The sequence below is a fragment of the Desertibaculum subflavum genome, assembly GCA_003576705.1.
Lineage (GTDB): Bacteria > Pseudomonadota > Alphaproteobacteria > Ferrovibrionales > Ferrovibrionaceae > Desertibaculum > Desertibaculum subflavum.
On record QOZS01000050.1, the window covers coordinates 1 to 15007 of the forward strand.

Sequence of the window (15007 nt, forward strand, 5' to 3'; positions counted from 1 at the left end):
AGCTCGCCATCGTCGCCTGCATGCGAAAGATCGTCGTCCATCTCAACGCAATCCTCGCCAGGCACTACCAAAATGCCCATGCCAAACCTTGACACTCAAACACAGTCGCTCTCCCCCCCCCACCAAGGTGGGCGGAGAGGGCTTCAGGTGCGCGGACGAGGGCGCAGGCGCCGCCATCAGCCGCCGTTGCCGGCTTCGATGGCGTCCTCGACGGTGCGGAGTCCCGGTGTCTTGGCCGAGACCAGCACGGCCATGTTGCCGGGCTTGTGCTGGTTCTTCCACATCTTGGTGTGGGCCCGCGGGATGTCGTTCCAGGAGAACACTTCCGACATGCAGGGATCCAGGCGGCGCTCGATGACGAGCTGGTTCGCCTGGCTCGCCTGCAGCAGGTTGGCGAAATGGCTGCCCTGGATGCGCTTCTGGCGCATCCACACGAAGCGGGCATCCATGGTCAGGTTGTAGCCGGTGGTGCCGGCGCAGAACACCACCATGCCGCCGCGCTTCACCACGAAGCAGGAGACCGGGAAGGTCGCCTCGCCCGGATGCTCGAACACGAAGTCGACGTCGTTGCCTTTGCCGGTGATGTCCCAGATCGCCTTGCCGAACTCGCGGCACTTCTTCATGTACTCGGCATAGCCCTTGACGTCGTTGACCGGCGGCAGCTGGCCCCAGCAATCGAACTTGTTGCGGTTGATCACGCCCTTGGCGCCGAGCGAAAGCACGAAATCCTTCTTGCTGTCGTCGGAGATGACGCCGATCGCGTTGGCGCCCGACACCGCGATGAGCTGGATCGCCATCGAGCCGAGGCCGCCGGCGGCGCCCCAGACCAGCACGTTGTGGCCGGGGCGCAGAATGTGCGGCCGGTGGCCGAACAGCATGCGATAGGCGGTGGCGAGCGTCAGCGTGTAGCAGGCGCTCTCTTCCCAGGTGAGGTGCTTGGGCCGCGGCATCAGCTGGCGCGACTGCACGCGGGCAAACTGCGCGAAGCTGCCATCCGGCGTCTCGTAGCCCCAGATGCGCTGGGTCGGCGAGTTCATCGGGTCGCCGCCATTGCATTCCTCGTCGTCGCCGTCGTCCTGGTTGCAATGGACGATGACCTCGTCGCCGACCTTCCAGCGCTTCACCCGGCGGCCGACGGCATAGACGACGCCGGAGGCGTCGGAGCCGGCGATGTGGAACGGCGCCTTGTGCACGTCGAAGGGGGAAATGGGGATGCCAAGGCCGGCCCAGACGCCGTTGTAGTTGACGCCGGCGGCCATCACCAGGATCAGCACCTCGTCGGCATCGATCTCCGGCGTCGGCAGCACTTCGAGCTGCATGGATTCTTCCGGCGGGCCGTGCCGCTCGCGCCGGATTGCCCAGGCATACATGTTCTTCGGTACATGGCCGAGCGGCGGGATCTCGCCCACCTCGTAGAGGTCCTTGTAGGCCGCACCGTTATCGGTCGCGAGCTTCAGCGCCTCTGCGCCCTGTGCCATCGTCTCGCCTCCTTATGCCCTCAACGTATGCAGGTGGAGCCTGCTGCACTGCAACATGCATAGCTTGGCTTTTCCGCAGCGCAACAGATTTCAAAGTGAACGGGGTAAATTGAAACTTAATTACCCAAGTGGCCGAATTGGCGTTCTCGCCTCCCGTGCTGCGTGATAAATGTTGCAGGTGCGAAAGGACGGTCAGGAAAACCCGTATGGCCAAGTTTGGTTCCGACAACGGTGTGAAGCGCGATCAGCCCAGGAAGGATCAACCCTGGCTGATGCGCACCTATTCGGGGCACAGCTCGGCGGCGGCCTCGAACGAGCTCTACCGCACCAACCTGGCGCGTGGGCAGACCGGGCTCTCGGTCGCCTTCGACCTGCCGACCCAGACCGGCTACGACAGCGACCATGCGCTGGCCAAGGGCGAGGTCGGCAAGGTGGGCGTGCCGGTCGGCCATCTCGGCGACATGCGCACGCTCTTCGAGGGCATTCCGCTCGAGCGGATGAACACCTCGATGACGATCAATGCGACAGCGCCCTGGCTGCTCGCGCTCTATGTCGCGGTGGCGGAGGAGCAGGGCGCGAAGCGGGCCAGCCTGCAGGGCACTACCCAGAACGACATCCTGAAGGAATATCTCTCGCGTGGGACCTACATCTTCCCGCCCGGTCCTTCGCTGCAGCTGACCACCGACGTGATCGCCTTCACCTATCGGGAACTGCCGAAGTGGAACCCGATGAACGTCTGCTCCTATCACCTGCAGGAGGCCGGGGCGACGCCGGTGCAGGAGCTCGCCTTCGCGCTGGCCAATGCAATCGCCGTGCTGGATGCCGTGAAGGCCTCGGGCCGGGTGCCGGCGGCGGAGTTTTCCGGCGTGGTCGGGCGGATCAGTTTCTTCGTCAATGCCGGCGTGCGCTTCATCACCGAGATCTGCAAGATGCGCGCCTTCGCCGAGCTGTGGGACGAGCTCTGCCGCGAGCGCTATGGCGTCACCGACCCGAAGCACCGGCTGTTCCGCTACGGCGTGCAGGTGAATTCGCTCGGCCTGACCGAGCCGCAGCCGGAGAACAACGTCTACCGCATCCTGCTCGAGATGCTGGCCGTGGTGCTGTCGAAGAACGCGCGCGCCCGCGCGGTGCAGCTGCCGGCCTGGAACGAGGCGCTCGGCCTGCCCCGGCCGTGGGACCAGCAATGGTCGCTGCGCCTGCAGCAGATCGTCGCCTACGAGACCGACCTGCTGGAATTCGGCGACATCTTCGACGGCTCGAAGGTGATCGATGCGAAGGTCGCCGAGCTGATGGCGGAAGCGACGGCCGAACTCGGCCGCATCACGGCGATGGGCGGCGCCGTCGCCGCGGTCGAGAGTGGCTACATGAAGCAGGCGCTGGTCGAGAGCAATGCGCGGCGTGTGCGCGCCATCGAGGCCGGCGACCTGCCGGTGATCGGCGTCAACATGTTCACCGAGAGCGCGCCCTCGCCGCTGGTCGCCGGCAATGATGGCGGCATCCTGACGGTCGATGACAGCGCCGAGCGCGAGCAGACGGAGCGGCTCCAGGCCTGGCGGGCGCAGCGCGACGGCGGCGCGGTCGAGAAGGCCCTGGCCGAGCTCGCGGCGGCGGCGCGCGAGAGCCGCAACATCATGCCGGCCTCGATCGACTGCGCCCGGGCCGGCGTCACCACCGGCGAATGGGCCGAGACCTTGCGCCGCACCTATGGCGAGTACCGGGCGCCGACCGGCGTTTCCGGCATCACCGCCGGCACGGCCGGTGATACGCAGAAGGCGCGCGAGCATGTCAAGGCGGCGGCGGCCAGGCTCGGCCGGCCGCTCAAGGTGCTGATCGGCAAGCCCGGCCTGGACGGCCACTCCAACGGTGCCGAGCAGATCGCCGTCAAGGCGCGCGATTGCGGCATGGAAGTGGTCTACGAGGGCATCCGCCTGACCCCGGCCCAGATCGTGAACTCGGCGCTGGAGGAGGGGGTGCACCTGGTCGGCCTTTCCATCCTGTCCGGCAGCCACGTGACGCTCGCCGGCGAGGTGGTGGCGCGGATGCGCGAAGCGGGGCTCGACGATATCCCTGTCGTGGTCGGGGGCATCATCCCGCCGGAGGATGCAAAGCGGCTGTCGGCGGCGGGAATTGCTGCCATCTATACGCCGCGCGACTATGATCTGAACGCCATTATGCGCGACATGGCCGATATCGCCGTGCGCTATGCCGAAGGGCAGGCCACAGCTGCGTGAGGTGGCTGGTCTGGCAACCAGTCCTCACTACAATAGCCGCCAACCCATCCGCCCGCTGGGGCCAAGCTCCCCGGGCCAAGCTGTGAGAGCCGCATTGACCAGGATCTTCCGTAGGACAGGTGTCGGCGGCACGGCTTTGGCGCTGCTCTTGACCGCCTGCCAGAGCATGCATTCCGGCAATGGCGGCCGCGACGGCATGCCGGTGACCATGGTGTCACCGGCCGGCAGCTACCTCGCCGGTCTGGTGGCGCGGGACGATCGCGACCTCGGCGCGGCAGCGACCTTCTTCCAGATCGCGCTGGAAGCCGATCCGGACAATCTGAACCTGGCCCGCAGCACCATGATCGCCGCCGTCTCCGCCGGGCGGATGGAGGATGCCGTCAGGCTGGCCGACCGCATCGTCAAGGCCGATACGCGCGACCCGATCGGCAACCTGCTGCTCGGCGTCCGGGCCCTGCATGCCGACCGGCCGGCCGAGGCATCGGGCCGGTTCAGCGTCGCCTCGCGGACGCGCATCTATGCCCTGCTGATGCCGATCGCCAGCGCCTGGGCGCTCTACGGCGACGGCCGCTTCGACGAGGCCGAGGGCGAGCTGCGCAATCTGCGCGAGAACGGGCCCTTCGCCCCCTTCGCGCATTACCACCTGGCGCTGCTCAATGACGCCGCCGGCCGGCGCGAGGCGGCCGAGAGCGCCTATTCGGACGCGCTGCGCCAGGCCGGCCCGGCGGCGATGCGGCTGGTCGAGGCCTATGGCTCGTTCCTGGAGCGGACCGGGCGGATCGGCGATGCCGAGAAGCTCTATCGCGACGTGATCGGCCGCCAGGGCGACGCGCCGCCGATCGAGGCGGCGCTGGCGCGGCTGCTTGCCGGCCAGCCGTCCAAGCCTTTGGTAACCACCGCGATCGGCGGCGTGGCCGAAGCCTTCTATGGCGCCGCCTCGGCCCTGGTGCGCGACGAGGACGGCGATGCCGGCCTGCTGTTCGACCGCTTCGCACTCTATGCCGATCCGCAATTCGACGTGGCACGGCTGCTGCTCGGCGAGCGGCTCGAGCGGCTCAAGCGCTACGAGGATGCGGTGGAGGTCTATCGCGGCATCGGCGACCGTTCGATCTTCGCCAGCTCGGCGGGCTTGCGCCACGCCTGGGCGCTGCACCAGCTGAAGCGCGACGATGAGGCGGTGACGATCCTGCGCAAGACGGCGGCGCTGGACGGCAGCGACCCCGAAGCCTTCATGACCCTGGGCGACATCCTGCGCAGCGGCGACCGCTATGCCGAGGCGGCGGAGGAGTATGGCCGCGCCATCGAGCGGGTCGGCCAGCCCGAGGAGCGGCACTGGACGCTGTTCTATGCGCGCGGCATTGCGCTGGAACGCGCCAAGCAGTGGCCACAGGCCGAAGCCGATTTTCTGAAGGCGCTGGAGCTTCGGCCCGACCAGCCGCTGGTACTCAACTATCTCGGCTATTCCTGGATCGAGCAGGGCCTGCACCTGCAGCGGGCGCGGCAGATGGTGGAGCGCGCTGTCAGCCTCCGGCCGAATGACGGCTATATCGTCGACTCGCTCGGCTGGGCGCTCTATCGCCTGGGCCATTACGCGGAGGCGGTCACGCATCTCGAGCGCGCGGTCGAGCTGAAGCCGGTCGATCCGACGATCAACGACCATCTGGGCGATGCCTATTGGAAAGTCGGTCGCCACAACGAGGCGCGCTTCCAGTGGCAGCGGGCGCTGGCGATGAAGCCGGATGCCGACCAGGTGGCGCGCATCAAGGCCAAGCTCGAATCCGGGCTGGTCGAGAACGCCGCCGACCGGCCGCTGGTACCGGTCAAGAACGGCGGATGAGCCTGCCGATCCGCCGCGCGGCACCGGCCAAGCTCAATCTTTATCTCCACGTCACCGGCCGCCGCCCCGACGGCTATCACGAGCTCGACAGCCTCGTCGCCTTCCTCGATCTCGGCGACGACGTCGAGGTGCAGGCGGCCCCCACGCTGAGCCTGGAGGTGACCGGGCCGATGGCCGCGGGCGCCCCCGCGGACGGCGACAACCTGGCGCTGCGGGCGGCGCGGGCGCTCGCCCGGGCCTACGGCGTCACCGGCGGTGCGCGGATCGTGCTGGAAAAGCGCTTGCCGAGCGCGGCCGGCCTCGGCGGCGGCTCGGCCGATGCCGCGGCCACCTTGCTGGCGCTGGTCGAGCTGTGGCAGCTGCCGCATGAACCGGCCCGGCTGGCCGAGATCGGACTTGCCCTCGGCGCCGATCTGCCGGTCTGCCTGCTCGGCCGGGCGGCCCGGATGCAAGGTATCGGCGAGCGCCTCGTCCCGGCGCCGGACCTGCCGCCCGCCGGCATCGTGCTGCTCAATCCCGGCCTGCCGTTGGCGACCCGTGATGTGTTCGAGGCCCGGAAAGGCGCCTTCTCGGCGCCGGCCGCGCTGCCGGCCACATTCGGGGACCTGCCCGGCCTGGCCGACTTCCTGGCCGGCTGCGGCAACGACCTGGAGCCGGCGGCGACCGCGCTCGCTCCGGCGGTGGGCACGGCGCTGCAGATCCTGCGGGCCTCGCCGGACGTACGCCTCGTGCGCATGGCAGGCAGCGGCGCCACCTGCTACGGCCTGTTCGACGGCGAAGCGGCGGCGAGGCGGGCCTTTGCCGGCATGACGCTTCCGCCCGGCTGGTGGGGTGCCGCTACGGCCATTTCCCCGGCGCCGCAAGTCTGAGATCATAGAGGCCGGGAAACGCTTCGGAGAATCCGGCGATGAACATGTTCTTCGTCGAGCAGATGGCGATGTATTCGGCCTATCACCGTCACCCGCGCAACCGCGCGACGCATTTCATCGGCATTCCGATGATCGTGCTGTCGCTGCTTGTGATGCTGGCCTGGCTGCCGATCGGGCCGGTCGATGCGGCGCTGGCATTCCTGGCCGCCGCGAGCCTGCTCTATCTTTGGCTCGACTGGCGGGTGGCATTCCCGACCATCCTCGTCTCGGTATTGCTCTTTGTTCTGGCCGAATGGATCGCGGCCCTGGACCGCGTCGCCGCCTGGTCGGCCGTGGCCGCGCTGTTCGTTGGCGGATGGGTGTTCCAGCTGGTCGGCCACGCCTTCGAAGGACGCCGGCCGGCGCTGCTCGACAACCTGTTCCAGGCCCTCGTCGCGCCGATGTTCCTGACCGCCGAGACGATGTTTGCGCTCGGCCTGCGCCGCGACCTGGAAACCGAGATGGAAGCGCGCTGGCCGAAATACCGCTTCGGCACGGCGACGGCCCAGCCCGCGCCTCAGTAGCCGCGCCGGCGGCGGTTGTATTCGAGCTGCTCCTCGGTGAGCTCCAGGCCGACCAGAATCTCGTAATCGGCTGGGCTGCGGCCGGCGGCGAGCGGAATACGCTCGGTGATTTCCTCGCCGACGCCGGCACGGCGGCGGCCGGGCGGCAGCTCGACCTGGCCGGGAATGGATTCGCGGGCGACGATGCGCTGGCTCGCGCGCTCCACCACCGCCACGAAATAGGGCAGCGCGATCGTGGTCGCCGCCTCCGGTGCCGCCGGGCCGCGCGAGGCCGCCATCTGGATCGTCACGACCACCTCGACGGCGGCGCCCTTGTCACGCAGCTCGCAGGTGCGGTCGACGCTGAACACTTCGGCCTCGTGCTCGACATCGGTCAGGTCGCGGCCCTTGCCGGGGCGGAACTTCACCAGCGTCGCCGCGTCCGCCAGGATGCCGATCCGGGGACAGGGCGGTGGCGCCGAACGGTCGAACATGCCGCAGGCCCCCACGGCCAGCGGCAGCAACAGAAAGCAGGAGCGGAGCCGTCTCAGACCCGGTTGTGGGATCCGTCGCAGAGCGGTGACTTGCCGGTATGCTTGCAGGCGCAAAAGAACACCTTCTTGGTTGCTTCGGCATCGTATTTCAGGGGGCTGAAGGCCGAGCCCTTGTGCGAGCCGTCGCAGAAGGGCTGCTTCTTGCTCATCCCGCAGGCGCACCACCAATAGCTCTTTCCCGTCTCGACATCGACTGCGATCGGCGATTTCTGGGCAACGACCGGCTCCGACATTACGACCCTCCCGACCCTGCGCTGCCGCACTTCGCCCGCGCTTGGGCCCCTCGCTTGGCAAGGGTCATGTCGGCGGCTAGCTTGGCGCGGAGATTAGGCAACCCACCCAGGTCGCACAAGCCGAACGGGCCGCCATGACCGCGGAACGAAAGCCTTCGATCACGCTCAAGCTGGCAAGCCCGCGTGGCTTCTGTGCCGGCGTCGATCGCGCCATCCAGATCGTCGAACTGGCACTCGCCAAGTACGGCGCGCCGGTCTATGTGCGCCACGAGATCGTGCACAACCGCTTCGTGGTAGAGAGCCTGGAGGCCAAGGGCGCGGTGTTCGTCGACGAGCTGGCGGAGGTGCCGGAGGGCCGTCCGGTGGTGTTTTCGGCCCATGGTGTGCCGAAATCGGTGCCGGACGAAGCGGAGCGGCGGCGGATGTTCTATCTGGACGCCACCTGCCCGCTGGTCTCCAAGGTGCATCGCGAGGCGGAGCGCCTGCACGAGATCGGCCGGCGCATCGTACTGATCGGCCATGCCGGCCACCCCGAAGTGGTCGGTACCATGGGCCAGCTGCCGGAGGGCGCGGTCATGCTGGTCGAGCGGGTCGAGGATGTGGCGCGGCTCGACCTCGATTCCGCGGCGCCGCTCGCCTACATCACGCAGACGACGCTCTCCGTCGACGAGACCGCCGATATCGTCGCCGCCCTGAAGGTGCGATTTCCCGCGATCGAAGGACCGCGCAAGGAGGACATCTGCTATGCGACGACGAACCGCCAGGCGGCGGTGAAGAGCTTTGCCGGCGAGGTGGATGCGATCCTGGTGATCGGCGCGCCGAACTCGTCCAACTCGCTTCGCCTGGTCGAGGTGGCGGAACGTGCGGGTTGCAAGCGCGCCTTTCTGGTGCAGCGCGCCAGCGGCATCGATTGGGCTGCGCTCGAAGGTGCGAGGGCGGTCGGGCTCACCGCCGGCGCCTCGGCGCCGGAAGTGCTGGTCGACGAGGTTATCGCGGCGTTCCGCGACCGCTTCGACGTCCGGCTCGAAATGCTGGAAACGGTTCGGGAAGACATTCGTTTCAAGCTGCCGCGGGCGCTCGAGGCGTGAGGCGGGGCGGGGGCAACCGATGGCGGTCTATACGGAGATTTCCGACGCCGAGCTCTGCGAGCTGATCGGCCAGTACGATATCGGCGAGGTGACCGCCTGCAAGGGCATCGCCGAGGGCGTCGAGAATTCCAACTACCTGCTGCGGACCGAGAAGGGGGAGTACATCCTCACCCTCTACGAGAAGCGCGTGCGCGCGGAGGACCTGCCGTTCTTCCTGGGCCTGCTGGATCACCTGGCCGCCAAGGGCCTTGAATGCCCGGTGCCGATCCATGGCCGCGACGGCAAGGCTTTGCGCTCGGTGGCGGGCCGCCCCGCCGCCATCGTCAGCTTCCTGGAGGGCGTATGGGTGCGCAATCCCGGTGTCGCGCATTGCGGCCAGGTCGGCGAGGCGCTGGCCCGGCTGCATCTGGCGGGCGAGGGCTTCGGCCTCCGCCGCCCCAATGCGCTGTCGCTCGACGGCTGGCGCGGCCTGGTGGCCGCCAGCCGGGCCGATGCGGGCAAGGTGCGGCCCGGCCTCGGCGAGGAGATCGCGGCCGAGCTTGCCGTGCTGGAGAAGGAGTGGCCTCAGGGCCTGCCGGCGGGCGTCATCCACGCCGACCTGTTCCGCGACAACGTGTTCTTTCGCGGACCGCGGCTTTCCGGCCTGATCGACTTCTATTTCGCCTGCAACGACTTCCTGGCCTATGACATCGCCATCTGCCTGAACGACTGGTGCTTCGAGGCGGATGGCGCCTTCAATCTGACCAAGGGTCGTGCCATGCTGCGCGGCTACCGGGCGGTGCGGCCGCTCGAAGAAGCGGAGGCAGCGGCTTTGCCGGTGCTGGCACGCGGGGCGGCGTTCCGCTTCCTGCTGACGCGGCTGTACGATTGGCTGAACCAGGTGCCCGGTGCGCTGGTGCGGCCCAAGGACCCGGTGGAATACTGGCGGAAGCTGAGTTTCCACCGGGCGGTGACCGGGGCTTCGGCCTATGGCTTGGACTGACGACATGCGGCTCTACTTCGTCATCAGCCTGGTTTTCCTCGCCTTCGCCGCGGCACCCGCGGCGGCGCAGACCGAAACCGTGTTCTGCCACGATGTCGCCCGCGACATGGTGGTCCGCACCACCGCCTATGACTGCAAGGGCGTCGTGGTCGACGAGGCGGAGGCGGCGCGCATCCGCGAGCGGCGGGCCGCGCGGGTGCGCCGCGCCATCAAGGAAGAGCCGCCAGCCTATGAGGACACGCGGATCGGCGGCAGCGGCACCGGCTTCTTCGTTGCGGCCGACGGCACGCTGCTGACCAACCATCACGTGGTTCGGCAATGCGCCGGCATCACGATCGAGACCGCGGCAGGCAATTCGGGCAAGGCGAAGGTGAGCGCGCTCGACGAGGCGCGCGATCTCGCGCTGCTGCAGAGCGACATACGGGGCCAGGCGGTGGCGCGGTTCCGCAACGAGCAGACCCTGCGCCGGCCGGAGAGCCTGATCGTGGTCGGATATCCCAATCGCGGCATGGCGCGCGTGCAACCTATCGCCACGACCGGCGAGTTCGCCGGCTATGGCCCGCCGGCGGGCACCATCCCGCGCTTCGCCATGCTGGGCGAGGTGCGGCGCGGCAATAGCGGCGGCCCCGTGCTGGACGCGAACGGCCTTGTCGTCGGCGTGGTGTTCGGCAAGCGTGACACGGTCGCCGCCTCGAAGGCGATGGGCGCGCCGGCCGACGATATCGGCTATGCGATCCCGAGCGGCGTCGCCATCGCCTTCCTCAAGGCGCACGGCGTCAATCCGGCCGGCGGCTTCCCCGGCGCCACGCCGCTCAACGGTGACGCCGTGTTCCAGACCGCCAAGGGCTTCATCGCCCGGGTGGTGTGCTGGAAGCAGTGATCAGGCGGCGAGGCTCTCGCCGGCCAGCACCTTGCGGATCAGGCCCTTGGTCTCCTCGACGCCGTAGAGCGCGATGAACGAGCCCATGCGCGGGCCGGTCTCCTGGCCCAGCAGCACTTCGTAGAGCGCCTTGAACCAGTCGCGCAGATTGGCGAAGCCGTGCCGCTTGCCGATTTCATAGACTTCGTTCTGCAGCGCTTCCGCATCGGCGCCGCCGCCGATCTGTTCCAGCATGGCGAGCAGGTCGGACAGCGCCGCGCGCTCGGTCGCGCCCGGCGCGCGGTAGCGCTTCTGCGGCTTCACGAAGTCGCGGTAATAGGCGATCGCATAGCCGATCATGCGGTCCAGGATCGGGTTCGCCTGCGGCGTCGCGCCCGGGGCGTAGCGGCGGATGAAGCCCCAGAGGATCTCCGGCGCCTCCGCGTTGCAGACGCTCGCGAGGTTGAGCAGCATGCTGAAGGTGACCGGCACCTGCTCGCGCGGCACATGGCCTTCGCCATGGATGTGCCAGACCGGGTTGGCGAAGCGCTCGGGCCCGTTCTGGCCGTGGAACTTGTCCAGGAAGGTCAGGTAGTCGTCGACGGCGCGCGGGATGACGTCGAAATAGAGCCGCTTCGCCTGCCTCGGCTTCTGGAACATGTAGAGCGCGAGGCTTTCCGGCGCCGCGTAGGTCAGCCACTCGTCGATGGTGAGGCCGTTGCCCTTCGACTTCGAGATCTTCTCGCCCTTCTCGTCGAGAAACAGTTCGTAGGTGAAGCCCTCGGGCGGCGTCGCGTCGAGGATGCGGGCGATCTGGCTCGACAGCTTCACGCTGTCGATCAGGTCCTTGCCCGACATCTCGTAATCGACGCCGAGCGCGGCCCAGCGCATCGCCCAATCGCACTTCCATTGCAGCTTGCAATGGCCGCCGGTGACCGGCACCTCGATCTCGTCGCCGTCGTCGTCGCGGTAAGTGATGGTGCCCTTGGCCGCGTCGGTGGCGATGACCGGCGCCTGCAGCACGCGGCCGGTCTTGGCGCAGATCGGCAGGAAGGGCGAGTAGGTGGCGGCGCGCTCGGCCCTGAGGCTCGGCAGCATCACCGCCATCACCTTCTCGTAGTGCTGCAGCACGGAAAGCAGCGCCGCGTCGAAGCGGCCGGAGCTGTACCAGTCGGTCGCGCTCTGGAACTCGTATTCGAAACCGAAGCGGTCGAGGAAGGCGCACAGCCTGGCGTTGTTGTGATGGCCGAAGCTCTCATGCGTGCCGAACGGGTCCGGCACTTTCGTCAGCGGCTTGCCCAGATGCTCGCGCAGCATCGCCTGGTTCGGCACGTTGTCCGGGACCTTGCGCAGGCCGTCGAGATCGTCGGAGAAGGCGAACAGGCGGGCCGGCAGGTCGGACAGCTCGCGGAAGGCGCGGCGCACCATGCTGGTGCGCGCCACCTCGCCGAAGGTGCCGAGATGCGGCAGGCCGGACGGGCCGTAGCCGGTCTCGAACAGCACATAGCCCTTGGCCGGCGGCGCCTTGGCGAAGCGCTGGACCAGCTTCTCGGCCTCCTGGAACGGCCAGGCATTGCTGGCCAGCAATAGGTCGCGGTCGTGGTTCATGCGGGCAAACTAGCGGCTCGGCATGCCGCGGGCGAGGGCAGAAATCGCCCAGATCCAAGCCTTTCGGCCCAGGGGGCTCGCTCAGACCACCTTGCCGGGATTCATGATCCGCTTCGGATCCAGCGCCGATTTGAGCGTGCGCATCAGGTCGATCTCGACGGCCGACTTGTAGTGGGTGATCTCCTCGCGCTTCATGCGGCCAAGGCCGTGCTCGGCCGAGATCGAGCCGCCGAGCTCGTGCGCGATGCCGTGCACGATGTCGGACACCTTGTCCCACTGCTCGAGGAACCACTGCTTGTCGGCGTCGGGCGGCTGGCTCGGGTTGAAGTGGACGTTGCCGTCGCCGATATGGCCGAAGGCGACGATGCGGGTGCCGGGGACAACCGCCTCGACCTCGCGCGTCGCCCGCTCGATGAAATCGGCGATCAGCGAGACCGGCACCGAGATGTCGTGCTTGATCGAGCCGCCCTCGGGGCGCTGGGCATCCGACATGCTCTCGCGGAGCCGCCAGAAATCCTTCGCCTGCTGCTCGCTCTCGGCGAGTACGGCGTCGAGCACGAGGCCCTGCTCCAGGCCTTCGGCCAGCACCGCTTCCATGGTGGCGCGGAGTTCGTTGCCGGCCCGGCCCGAGGTCATCTCCATCAGCACGCACCACTTGTGTCGCTCGGCCAGCGGGTCGCGGGTGCCGGGGGTGTGCTTCAGCACGAAATCGATGCCGATGCGGGGCAGCAGCTCGAAGCTCGAGACCTGGCCGCCGGATTCGCGCTTGGCGATGCCGAGCAACGCCACTGCGGCATGCACGTCGCGCACGGCGACGAAGGCGGTCGCGGTCACCGCCGGTCCCGGATAGAGCTTCAGCACCGCGGCGGTGATGATGCCGAGCGTGCCCTCGGCGCCGATGAAGATCTGCTTCAGGTCGTAGCCAGTGTTGTCCTTGCGCAGGCCCCTGAGCCCGTTCCAGATCCGCCCGTCCGGCAGCACCACCTCGATGCCCAGCACCAGCTCGCGCATGTTGCCGTAGCGCAGCACCGCGTTGCCGCCGGCATTGGTGGCGAGATTGCCGCCGATGGTGCAGGTGCCTTCCGAGGCGATGCGGAGCGGGAACATGCGCCCCCGGGCCTCGGCGGCGTCGTGCACAGCGGTGAGGGGGCAGCCGGCCTCGACCGTGATGGTGTCGTTCTCCAGGTCGATGGCGCGCACCGCGCGCATGCGGGTCAGCGACAGTACGATCTCGTCGCCGCCCTCGAACGGCACGCTGCCGCCGACCAGGCCCGTGTTGCCGCCCTGGGGCACGATCTTGGTGCCGCTTTCCGCACAGATACGGACGATCTCGGCGACGCGCTCGGTCGTGTCGGGGCGCAGCACCAGCGCCGCCCGGCCGGTATAGAGGCCGCGCGGCTCGGTCAGATACGGCGCCATGTCGGCCGGATCGTCGATCGACCCGTTCGGGCCGGCCGCCGCCTTGAGGCGGGCGAGCGTCAGGTCGGGGATCGCGTTCATCGGGTCGACATGGTTCGGGGCGGCGCGGCCGTCAATCGCGGGCGGCGGGCTTCAATCGGGTCTCGACCAGGCGGGCGAAGAAGGTCGAGCCGAGCGGTAGGATCCGGTCGTTGAAATCGTATTTCGGATTGTGCACCTCGCAGCCGCCCTCGACGCCGCCCTGGCCGATGAAGACGAAGGCGCCGGGGCAGGCGTTCAGCATGTAGGAGAAATCCTCCGACGCCATCACCATCGGGCCGTTGCGGTCGACATTCTCCTCGCCGACGATGCCGGCGGCGATGTCGGCGGCGAAGCGCGCCTCGTCGTGGTTGTTGACCAGCGGCGGATAGCTGAAGCGCACCTTCGGCTCGACCTCGGCGCCGAGACCCTCGGCGATGCCGCGCGAGATGCGCTCGATATTGGCCTTCATGAGCTCCATGACCTCCATCTTGAAGGCCCGGATGGTGCCGCGCAGCACGGCGCTCTCGGGGATCACGTTGTAGGCGTCGCCGGCATGCATCTGCGTGACGCTGATCACCGCGGTGTCGTGCGGGCTGACATTGCGGGCGACGATCGATTGCAGCGCGGTGATGATGTGGCCGCCGACCACGACCGGATCGATGCCGCTCTCGGGCCGCGCGCCATGCGCGCCCTTGCCGGTGATCTTTATGTCGAACATGCCGGCCGCCGCCATCTGCGGCCCGCCGCGCACGGCGAAATGCCCGGCCGGCACGCTCGGCCGGTTGTGCATGCCGAACACCGCCTCGCAGGGAAATTTCTGGAACAGGCCCTCGTCGACCATCACCTTGCCGCCGCCGCCGCCTTCCTCGGCCGGCTGGAAGAAGAAGTGCACGGCGCCCTCGAAGTTGCGCGTCTCGGCGAGGTACTTCGCGGCGCCGAGCAACATCGTCGTGTGGCCGTCATGGCCGCAGGCATGCATGCGCCCCTTGTTCTGCGAGCGATGCTCGAAATCGTTCAGCTCGTCCATCGGCAGGCAATCCATGTCGGCGCGGAGCCCGACGGCGCGCGGGCTGTTGCCGACCCGGATGGTGCCGACCACGCCGGTCTTGGCGATGCCGGTGACCACCTCGCAGCCGAAGGATTTCAGCTTCTCGGCCACCACGGCGCTGGTCCGCGTCTCCTCGAAGCCGAGCTCCGGATGAGCATGAATGTCGCGCCGCCAGGTGGTCAGGTCGGCGTGGAAGGCGGCGATCCGAGGCTCGATCTTCATAGGAGGATTTCCGTGC

At 68.2% G+C, this 15007-nt stretch carries 13 protein-coding genes; 7 read left to right on the forward strand and 6 right to left on the reverse strand.

Annotation, left to right across the window (positions count from 1 at the left end):
• Positions 1-176: 176 nt before the first annotated feature.
• Entirely contained in the window at positions 177-1478 is a 1302-nt protein-coding gene (gene ccrA, locus DT074_RS21670) for a crotonyl-CoA carboxylase/reductase (RefSeq protein ID WP_119421955.1), read from the reverse strand.
• Positions 1479-1684: 206 nt separating this feature from the next.
• On the opposite strand from ccrA, the gene DT074_RS21675 reads away from it, so the two are divergent.
• The 4 genes from DT074_RS21675 to DT074_RS21690 all read left to right on the forward strand — a co-directional run bounded on the left by DT074_RS21675 (position 1685) and on the right by DT074_RS21690 (position 6978).
• Positions 1685-3709, forward strand: a complete 2025-nt coding sequence (locus DT074_RS21675) for a methylmalonyl-CoA mutase family protein (protein WP_119421956.1) — start codon at positions 1685-1687, stop codon at positions 3707-3709.
• Between the two features lie 94 nt (positions 3710-3803).
• Positions 3804-5546 carry a tetratricopeptide repeat protein gene (locus DT074_RS21680; protein ID WP_162915092.1) on the forward strand — a complete coding sequence of 581 codons (1743 nt, stop codon included), beginning with the start codon at positions 3804-3806 and terminating at the stop codon, positions 5544-5546.
• The gene (locus DT074_RS21685) at positions 5543-6415 is read left to right on the forward strand and encodes a 4-(cytidine 5'-diphospho)-2-C-methyl-D-erythritol kinase (protein ID WP_119421958.1); all 873 of its coding nucleotides are present in this window, start codon (positions 5543-5545) and stop codon (positions 6413-6415) included. The genes DT074_RS21680 and DT074_RS21685 overlap by 4 nt, the downstream gene beginning before the upstream one ends.
• A 38-nt stretch (positions 6416-6453) precedes the next feature.
• Positions 6454-6978, forward strand: a complete 525-nt coding sequence (locus DT074_RS21690) for an Mpo1 family 2-hydroxy fatty acid dioxygenase (RefSeq protein WP_119421959.1) — start codon at positions 6454-6456, stop codon at positions 6976-6978.
• On the opposite strand, the gene DT074_RS21695 is transcribed toward DT074_RS21690, so the two are convergent.
• Complete coding sequence (locus DT074_RS21695; protein WP_162915093.1) at positions 6972-7451, reverse strand: hypothetical protein; 480 nt, start codon at positions 7449-7451, stop codon at positions 6972-6974. The genes DT074_RS21690 and DT074_RS21695 overlap by 7 nt on opposite strands.
• Positions 7452-7504: 53 nt before the next feature.
• Positions 7505-7744, reverse strand: a complete 240-nt coding sequence (locus tag DT074_RS21700; RefSeq protein ID WP_119421961.1) for a CDGSH iron-sulfur domain-containing protein — start codon at positions 7742-7744, stop codon at positions 7505-7507.
• Between the two features lie 134 nt (positions 7745-7878).
• Between DT074_RS21700 and ispH the strand changes: the two genes are divergently transcribed.
• Genes ispH through DT074_RS21715 form a run of 3 tightly spaced genes read left to right on the forward strand, consistent with a single transcriptional unit; the run spans position 7879 to position 10694 of the window.
• Positions 7879-8832 (forward strand): 4-hydroxy-3-methylbut-2-enyl diphosphate reductase, encoded by a 954-nt coding sequence (gene ispH / locus DT074_RS21705; RefSeq protein ID WP_119421962.1) that lies wholly within the window; start codon positions 7879-7881, stop codon positions 8830-8832.
• 19 nt (positions 8833-8851) lie between these two features.
• Positions 8852-9814 carry a homoserine kinase gene (locus DT074_RS21710; protein ID WP_119421963.1) on the forward strand — a complete coding sequence of 321 codons (963 nt, stop codon included), beginning with the start codon at positions 8852-8854 and terminating at the stop codon, positions 9812-9814.
• Positions 9801-10694 (forward strand): S1 family peptidase, encoded by an 894-nt coding sequence (locus tag DT074_RS21715; RefSeq protein ID WP_119421964.1) that lies wholly within the window; start codon positions 9801-9803, stop codon positions 10692-10694. The genes DT074_RS21710 and DT074_RS21715 overlap by 14 nt, the downstream gene beginning before the upstream one ends.
• Here the strand turns inward: DT074_RS21715 and DT074_RS21720 are convergent, their stop codons facing one another.
• From DT074_RS21720 to DT074_RS21730, 3 genes are all read right to left on the reverse strand, one after another.
• The gene (locus DT074_RS21720; protein WP_119421965.1) at positions 10695-12281 is read right to left on the reverse strand and encodes a lysine--tRNA ligase; all 1587 of its coding nucleotides are present in this window, start codon (positions 12279-12281) and stop codon (positions 10695-10697) included. It lies immediately after the preceding gene.
• An 81-nt stretch (positions 12282-12362) separates the two neighbouring features.
• Positions 12363-13781, reverse strand: coding sequence for an FAD-binding oxidoreductase (locus tag DT074_RS21725; protein ID WP_119421966.1), 1419 nt, complete (start codon positions 13779-13781; stop codon positions 12363-12365).
• A gap of 31 nt (positions 13782-13812) precedes the next feature.
• Positions 13813-14991: a M20 aminoacylase family protein gene (locus DT074_RS21730; protein WP_119421967.1), complete on the reverse strand. Its 1179-nt coding sequence runs from the start codon at positions 14989-14991 to the stop codon at positions 13813-13815.
• Between the last annotated feature and the right edge of the window lie 16 nt (positions 14992-15007).